Here is a 542-nt window from a genome sequence, read left to right on the forward strand (position 1 = left end):
CCTACATGAAGCTGGAATCGCTAGTAATCGCGGATCAGCATGCCGCGGTGAATACGTTCCCGGGCCTTGTACACACCGCCCGTCACACCACGAGAGTTTGTAACACCCGAAGTCGGTGGGGTAACCGTAAGGAGCCAGCCGCCTAAGGTGGGACAGATGATTGGGGTGAAGTCGTAACAAGGTAGCCGTATCGGAAGGTGCGGCTGGATCACCTCCTTTCTAAGGAAAATTGAGGCTTACGACCTTCGGTCGAAGCTAACAACCGTTGATGATATGATTTGTTTAGTTTTGAGAGAGCAATCTCTCGATGATAATCGTTCTTTGAAAACTAGATAATGATAAATGAAGAAACCAAGAAATACCGAGTAATCGCCATTTTAGTTTTCTCTCTATTTAATATAGAGAAACTTTTTAACTGTAGGTTAAGTTAGAAAGGGCGCACGGTGGATGCCTTGGCACTAGGAGCCGATGAAGGACGGGACTAACACCGATATGCTTCGGGGAGCTGTAAGTAAGCTTTGATCCGGAGATTTCCGAATGGG

The 542-nt window shown here is 47.0% G+C and carries 2 rRNA genes; both read left to right on the forward strand.

From position 1 onward, the window contains the following. A 16S ribosomal RNA gene (locus ACVBAX_RS25390) occupies positions 1-219 on the forward strand; the annotation flags it as partial. Positions 220-420: 201 nt separating this feature from the next. Continuing rightward, a 23S ribosomal RNA gene (locus ACVBAX_RS25395) occupies positions 421-542 on the forward strand; the annotation flags it as partial.

This window comes from Robertmurraya sp. GLU-23 (assembly GCF_052983275.1).